General features: G+C 62.7%; 5 protein-coding genes. 3 read left to right on the top strand and 2 right to left on the bottom strand.

Features of this window, described 5'->3' with window-relative positions; genetic code table 11:
• Positions 1-54: 54 nt before the first annotated feature.
• A complete protein-coding gene (locus ABWO90_RS09365) occupies positions 55-1,413 on the bottom strand; it encodes an 8-oxoguanine deaminase (RefSeq protein WP_353190937.1) in 1,359 nt (452 codons plus the stop codon).
• Positions 1,413-2,786 (bottom strand): nucleobase:cation symporter-2 family protein, encoded by a 1,374-nt coding sequence (locus ABWO90_RS09370; RefSeq protein WP_353190938.1) that lies wholly within the window; start codon positions 2,784-2,786, stop codon positions 1,413-1,415. Before ABWO90_RS09370 ends, ABWO90_RS09365 begins: the two co-directional genes overlap by 1 nt.
• Positions 2,787-3,222: 436 nt before the next feature.
• Here ABWO90_RS09370 and uraH point away from each other — a divergent pair, with 436 nt between their 5' ends.
• The 3 genes from uraH to ABWO90_RS09385 all read left to right on the top strand — a co-directional run bounded on the left by uraH (position 3,223) and on the right by ABWO90_RS09385 (position 6,650).
• Complete coding sequence (gene uraH, locus ABWO90_RS09375; protein ID WP_353190939.1) at positions 3,223-3,573, top strand: hydroxyisourate hydrolase; 351 nt, start codon at positions 3,223-3,225, stop codon at positions 3,571-3,573.
• A gap of 46 nt (positions 3,574-3,619) precedes the next feature.
• Positions 3,620-4,825: a urate hydroxylase PuuD gene (locus ABWO90_RS09380; RefSeq protein ID WP_353190940.1), complete on the top strand. Its 1,206-nt coding sequence runs from the start codon at positions 3,620-3,622 to the stop codon at positions 4,823-4,825.
• A 445-nt stretch (positions 4,826-5,270) separates the two neighbouring features.
• Positions 5,271-6,650, top strand: a complete 1,380-nt coding sequence (locus ABWO90_RS09385) for an MATE family efflux transporter (RefSeq protein WP_353190941.1) — start codon at positions 5,271-5,273, stop codon at positions 6,648-6,650.
• Positions 6,651-7,029: the final 379 nt, after the last annotated feature.

Here is a 7,029-nt window from a genome sequence, read left to right on the forward strand (position 1 = left end):
CTCGGTGTCACACGCGACCCCACACCATGAATATGGAGCCGGTGTGGCAACGCGCTATCGGGAGGCCTCGGCCAGTTGCCGCGCCAGCGCGTTGTGGCGCGTGACGAGCGACGACAGGTCGAGCGTCGCCAGACGCCCTTCCCTGACCACCACCCGCCCGTTCACTACGCTGTACGCAGCTTTTCCAGGATTACAGAAGACGAGCGCCGCCACGGGATCGTGCAGGCCACCGGCCATGCCGATACCGCGCGTGTCGAACGCCACGAAGTCGGCCGCCATGTTCGGCGCAAGCACGCCGATGTCGTCGCGGCCAAGCACGCGTGCGCCGCCCACGGTGGCGATCTCGAGCGCCTCGCGTGCCGTCATTGCGCTCGGGCCGAAGCCCACGCGCTGAAGCAGGAGCGCCTGACGCGTTTCGTTGATCATGTTGGCCGCGTCGTTGGACGCCGAGCCGTCCACGCCGAGTCCGACAGGCACGCCCGCGTCGCGCATGCGACGAATCGGGGCAATGCCGGACGCGAGCCGCATGTTGGAGCACGGGCAATGCGCCACGCCGGTGCCGGTCTTGGCGAACAGTGCGATGCCAGCGTCGTCGAGTTGCACGCAGTGCGCGTGCCAGACGTCGTGCCCGACCCAGCCGAGATCCTGTGCGTACTCGGCGGGTGTCATGCCGAATTTCTCGCGGCTGTAGGCGATGTCGTTGACGTTCTCGGCGAGGTGCGTATGCAGCGACACGCCGTGGTGGCGCGCCAGATTGGCAGACTCGCGCATGAGATCGCGGCTCACGGAGAACGGCGAACACGGTGCCACGACCACGCGCAACATCGCGTAGCGGCCCTGGTCGTGGTACGTCTCGATGAGCCGCTGGGTGTCTTTGAGAATGTCGTCTTCACGCTCGACGACGCGATCCGGCGGCAGCCCACCCTGACTCTGCCCCACGCTCATGCTGCCGCGGCTGGCATGAAAGCGCATGCCGATCTCGGCCGCCGCCTCGATGCTGTGATCGAGTTTGCAGCCGTTCGGATAGATATAGAGGTGATCGCTCGACGTGGTGCAGCCCGAGAGCAGCAGTTCCGCCATCGCGGTCTGCGTGGAGACGCGGATCATCTCGGGCGTGAGATTGGCCCACACCGGGTAGAGATTCGTCAGCCAGTTGAACAGCTCGCCGTCCTGCGCGGCCGGAATGGCGCGCGTGAGGCTTTGATACATGTGGTGATGGGTGTTGACCAGACCGGGAATCACGACATGCCCGGTCAGATCGAGCACTTCGTCAGCGGTGGCCGGCAGCGTATCGCTGGTGCCGACGGCCACGATCCGGTTGTCCTCGACATACAGCCCGCCACGGGCAATTTCGCGGCGGCCTGCGTCCATCGTCACGAGGACTTCGGCATTCTTGACGAGCAGTGTTTTCATCAGTGCGCCTCCAGCCCCATGCCGGTGCCGTTCTTCTCACCGTGGCCGTTGCCATTGGCCGCCGGCGCCTTGAAACCATTGAAGTAGGCGTTGAGGATCACGGCGGAGAGCGTGGCGAGCAGAATCCCGCTGTGCAGCAACGGCGCGAGTTGTTCGGGCATCTTGGAGAAGAACTTGTTCGACGCCACCGGAATCATCGCCATGCCGACGCTGATGGCCACGATATACAGGTTGTAGCGATTCTTGGTGTAGTCGACTTTGGCAAGGATCTTGATGCCCGTCGCGAGCACCATGCCGAACATGACGACACCGGCGCCGCCCAGCACGAATTGCGGAATGGACGCGACGACCACGGACATCTTCGGAATCAGGCCGAATACGAGCAGGATGACGCCCGCAGCAGCGCACACCCAGCGACTCTTCACGCCGGTCACGCCGACAAGACCGATGTTCTGCGAGAACGAGGTGTGCGGGAACGTGTTGAACACGCCGCCGATGACGGTGGCCAGACCGTCCACACGCAGACCGGCCACGAGGGCTTTCTCGTCGACAGGCTTGCCGACGATCTCACCGAGGGCGAGGAACATGCCCGTCGACTCGATGAACGTGATGAGCATGACGATGGTGAGCGTGACGATGGCCCACGGATCGAATACGGGCATGCCGAAGTGGAACGGCAGCACCACGTCGAACCACTTCACCTGATCGAGCCCGTCGAAGTTCACTTTGTGCAGCAGCAGCGCGATACCGAAGCCGAACAGAATGCCGAGCAGCACCGCGATGTTCGAGAAGAAGCCTTTGACGAAGCGCGTGATGAGCAGAATGAACACGAGCACGGCAAACGACACACCGAGATAGACAGGGTCGCCGTAGTCGGGGTTACCCACGCCACCGGCGGCCCAGTTGATGCCCACGCCGATGATGGTCAGCCCGATCGACGTGATGACGATACCGGTCACGATCGGCGGGAAGAAGCGCAGCAGCTTGCCTATCACCGGCGCGATCAGCGTACCGATGATCCCGGCGGCGATGGTCGCACCGAAGATGCCGGGCAACCCGAGCGCCGGGTTGGTGCCGATGGCGAGCATGGGCCCGACAGCCGCGAAGGTCACGGCCATGATGACGGGCATGCGGATGCCGAAGCGTCCGGCGCCCACGCTTTGCAGCAGCGTGGCGATGCCGCAGCACATGAGGTCGGCGGAAATGAGGAAGGCAATCTGATCCTTGGGCAGTCCAAGGGCACCGCCGATGATGAGCGGCACGGCTACCGCCCCCGCATACATGACCAGCACGTGTTGCAGGCCCAGCATGAACAATTTTCCGATCGGCAGTCGCTCGTCGACCGGATCCACGGTTTGGGTTGTCACACTCATTGCGTCTCCGTCCCAGGGGGCTGAATGATTGATCTTTTTTTGGGTGACTCAATGGTGCAGGTCGACGCCTTTTGCGGCAAGACCACCGGCGGCTATAGTGTTTTTTTCATGGAACGTATGCATGAATGCTTATCTTGGCTCTCGGGTTTTCCCCGAGCATCCACGTAACCATTGGGCTTTCCGGCCGATTCGTCTCTCCTCGCGATAACGCTTCATACGTATCTAGTTATAGACCGGATAACGCAATCCGATAGTGGTCCGAAAATGCCCCGGTTTTGCGTGGGCGGTCTACGCTCGAGACATGGCAATGCCATATTGATGCGCGTCATCTTTTTATCTGGCGTGACATGGTATGTGCGCGTTTTTATCTTTGGTATTGGGCGCGTTGCCCGGCCGCCAACTCCCTACAATGCACCCATCCATCACAGGAGACACCATGGGACGACTGACTACCCACGTACTTGATACATCGCACGGCAAGCCTGGTTCGGGCATTCGTGTGGAGCTGTGGCGCGTGGACGGCGAGCGACGCTCGTTGCGCGACGTGCAAACGAATAGCGACGGCCGTTGCGACAAGCCGCTGCTCGAGGGCGACGAATTTGTCGCGGGCGAATATGAGCTGGTGTTCCATGCGGGCGATTACTTCGCCGCGCAGGGGGTTGAAGTGCCCGCACCGCGCTTTGTGGATCGTGTGGTGCTGCGCTTTGGCATCGCCGAGCCTTCCCAGCATTACCACGTGCCCCTTCTGGTGTCGCCGTGGAGCTTTTCCACGTATCGCGGTAGCTGATCAATAAGCGCGAACGTGAATGTCAGGCAGTTGAGGAGAACATAAGATGGAAGCGTTTATTACCGACTGGGTCAATCTGTTGCTGCGCTGGTTGCATGTGGTGGCGGCCATCGCATGGATTGGCGAGTCGTTCTATTTCGTGATGCTGGACAACGGCCTGAAGCCGCCGAAGGCCGCCGAGGACAAGCAAAAGGGTGTGTTCGGCGAGATGTGGTCGGTGCACGGCGGCGGTTTCTATCACGCCCAGAAGTATCTGAATTCGCCCCCGCAGATGCCGGAAGATCTGCACTGGTCGAAGTGGAAGTCGTACACGACGTGGCTCTCGGGCTTCGCGTTGTTCTGCGTGCTGTATCTGCTGCAACCGCAGACGTACCTGATCGACAGGAACGTGATGGATCTGCAACCGGGTCAGGCGGTGGGCATTGCGCTGGCATTCCTGATCGGTGGCTGGTTCGTCTATGACTTCCTGTGCCGCCTGCTCGGCAAGAACGAGCGCGTGCTGGGTATCGCCGTCGCGCTGTTCGTGGTGGCCGCGACGTATGCGACGACGCACATTTTCGCCGGTCGTGCCGCGTATCTGATCGTGGGCGCGATGATGGCCACGTCGATGTCGGCGAACGTGTTCTTCTGGATCATTCCGGGGCAGCGCAAGAGTGTGGACGCCCTGACGAAGGGTGAAGTGCCGAATCCGATCTGGGGCAAGCTGGGCAAGCAACGTTCGGTGCACAACACGTATTTCACGCTGCCGGTCGTGTTCATCATGATCAGCAACCACTACGCGTTCACGTACAGCAATCCGTACAACTGGGTGATCCTGACGATCATCATGGCGGCGGGTGCGATGATTCGCCAGTTCTTCGTGCTGCGTCACGCGGGCAAGAATCTGTACGCGCTGCCGGTCGCCGGTGCCGCGCTGCTCGCAGGTGTCGCCGTTTTCGCCGCACCGCGCCCTGCCCCGGCACCGGCCGCAGGCGCACATGGTGAAGCCGCAGCGCCCGCAGTGAAGCTCTCGGAGATTCAGCCGATCCTCACGCAGCGTTGCGCCACGTGCCACTCGGCCAAGCCGACGATGATGGGCAGCGCTCCGGCGGGCGTGATGCTGGATACGCCGGCCGAGATTTCGCAGAACGCGCAACGCATCTATCAGCAGTCCGTGGCGCTGAAGTCGATGCCGCTGGGGAATGTGACCCAGATGACGGACGAGGAGCGTCAGAAGATCGCCGCGTGGTTCAACGGCGGCGCACAACAATAACGGATGCGACTGTCTTCTTGCTGGACCCATGTTGGGGCGCTTCGGCGCCCCTTTTTTGTCGACGCCGATTCCCATGATGTCAACCGCGAGGCGCCACCGGATGGGGAACTTCGGCGCGGGTGGCTGGGTCTGTCTTACTTGCCGGCCCGGTTTGCCCGGGCTGCGCAGCCTAAAACATCATGAATTTCCTTCTCTTTTCCGATTCGCGACAGGGCGTTGTCTGGGTGCATCTGCATCAGGCAATGTTCCCCCCGTCCGCCCGTCTGCCCCGCTAACGATCGCCGTCTCCGGCGTACGGTTATCGGGGCGGAGCGCTCACGCCATCGCTTGCGCGTGCGCGACTACCCTCTCCATCCCGAAGTCTCTGAAGTTCTGAAGCCTTTGATGTGCAAGCCACGGTGAGCCGCGTCCCGACACGACGCGGCGCGAAGTCATCGGGGGGACCATGTCTCTTTCCTCGTCTACCAATCATTGCAACCATTCGCAGGGCGCACAGGCGTCACTGCTCAAGGAATTTACCGCGCTCGCCGTCCCGACGATCCTCTCCGGCTGGGTCTACACGATCTACACGTTGATCGACGGCATCTTTATCGGCCGCTATGTGGGTCAGCAGGCGCTTGCCGCGCTGAACCTTGTCGTACCGCTGCTGTACGTACCCTACGCGATCAGTGTGATGGTCGGCGTCGGGGGCGCAACGCTGATCGCGCGTCTGCTGGGTGAACAACGTCAGGCGGAAGCCCGGCGGGCGTTTTCGCAGGTGCTCTGGGTGATGCTCGTTGCGGGCATCGCGATGAGCGCGGGCGTGCTCGTCTTCAAGCACGAGATCGCCGCCGCGCTAGGGGCCGAAGGACCGATCACGGCGGACGTCGTCGCGTATCTCTCGGGCTGGGGCTGGTTCGTGCTGTTCGCCAACGGCCTCTACGCCATGGAGTTGTTCCTGCGCGTAGAAGGCGCGCCCGCGGCCCGCTTCGGCTTGTACGCGATGTTCATGGGCGCCCTCGCCAACGTGGCGCTCGATTACTGGTTCATCGTCGTTCGCGAGATGGGCATGCACGGTGCAGCGCTGGCCACCGGCCTGTCGATGATGGTGTCCAGCAGCGTCATGTTCGCGTATCACCTTTTCCTGGCGAAGCAAGTCGTGCCGGCCCGTCGCGCCTTTGGCAATGGCGAGACGCACGTTTGGCGCGCAATGTACAACGGCGCTTCTGAGTTCCTTGGCGCCATCGCCCCTGCAGTGACGGTGTTCGTCTTCAACCGCGTGATCCTGACGAATTTTGGCGAGCCCGGTCTCGCCGCCTACGCAATCCTCGAATACATGACGCTCGGCGCGACGGTCACGATGGTTGCACTGGTCCAAAGCATGCAGCCGATGATCAGCTTTTATCGCGGCGCGCAGAATGCGAAGGCACTTCACGAGTCGTTTCGCCTGGGCGTGATCGCGGTGATGGGATTCTCGCTGCTGGTCGCCGTGGCAATGGCAACGCTGGCTCGCCCGCTCACGTTCCTCTTCCTGCCCGCCGGTGGCGCCGCCTGGTCGATTCTGGAACACGCCGTGATCTGGTACGCGCTGGCGTTTCTGCCGGCAGCAGGCAATCTGATCGTCGCGGGCTACCTGACGGCGGTGGAGGCGCCAGGCCCGTCGGCAGCCATCGCGATGCTGCGTAGCTGGATTCTGCTGCTCGGCATTCTCTGGCTGCTCGACGCGTTCCTCGGCGGCGACGCGATCTGGTACACGCTACTCGCCACGGAAGCAGCAACGCTGGCCGTCAGCGCATGGCTGTATCGGAAGCAGCATCGCACCCCCGGGTTTGCGACCGCCCGCTGAAAACGGCCGTCAGGACGGCATCTTGAGCCAGCGTTTTCGAAGTGTAGGGGCTGTGTTTGCTCCCCCTTAACACCTCCCCCCTGGACGGATCGGGGCCCCTTTCCGCTGCTCAGACATAAACCCAACTCGCCTCAGAAAGGGGCCCCGATCCGTCCCACCTCCACGCCCCCAGTCCCTCCACCGACACCGTCCGCTTCCCGCTTCCTCCCGCCTCGCCCCAGTCCCGTCGACACCGCCCGCCTCCCGCGCCATCGCGACGACGCACCCGCCCCGCACGTGCTCCGCATCTGCTGCGGCGCGGCCGCCTCGTCGCCCCACGCCTCTCCAGTCCCTCTTTTCTCCCCACCAATGCAAAACGCCGGGGAGTGCCCGGCGTTTT

It is taken from the genome of Pandoraea pnomenusa (assembly GCF_040391475.1).
GTDB lineage: Bacteria > Pseudomonadota > Gammaproteobacteria > Burkholderiales > Burkholderiaceae > Pandoraea > Pandoraea pnomenusa_C.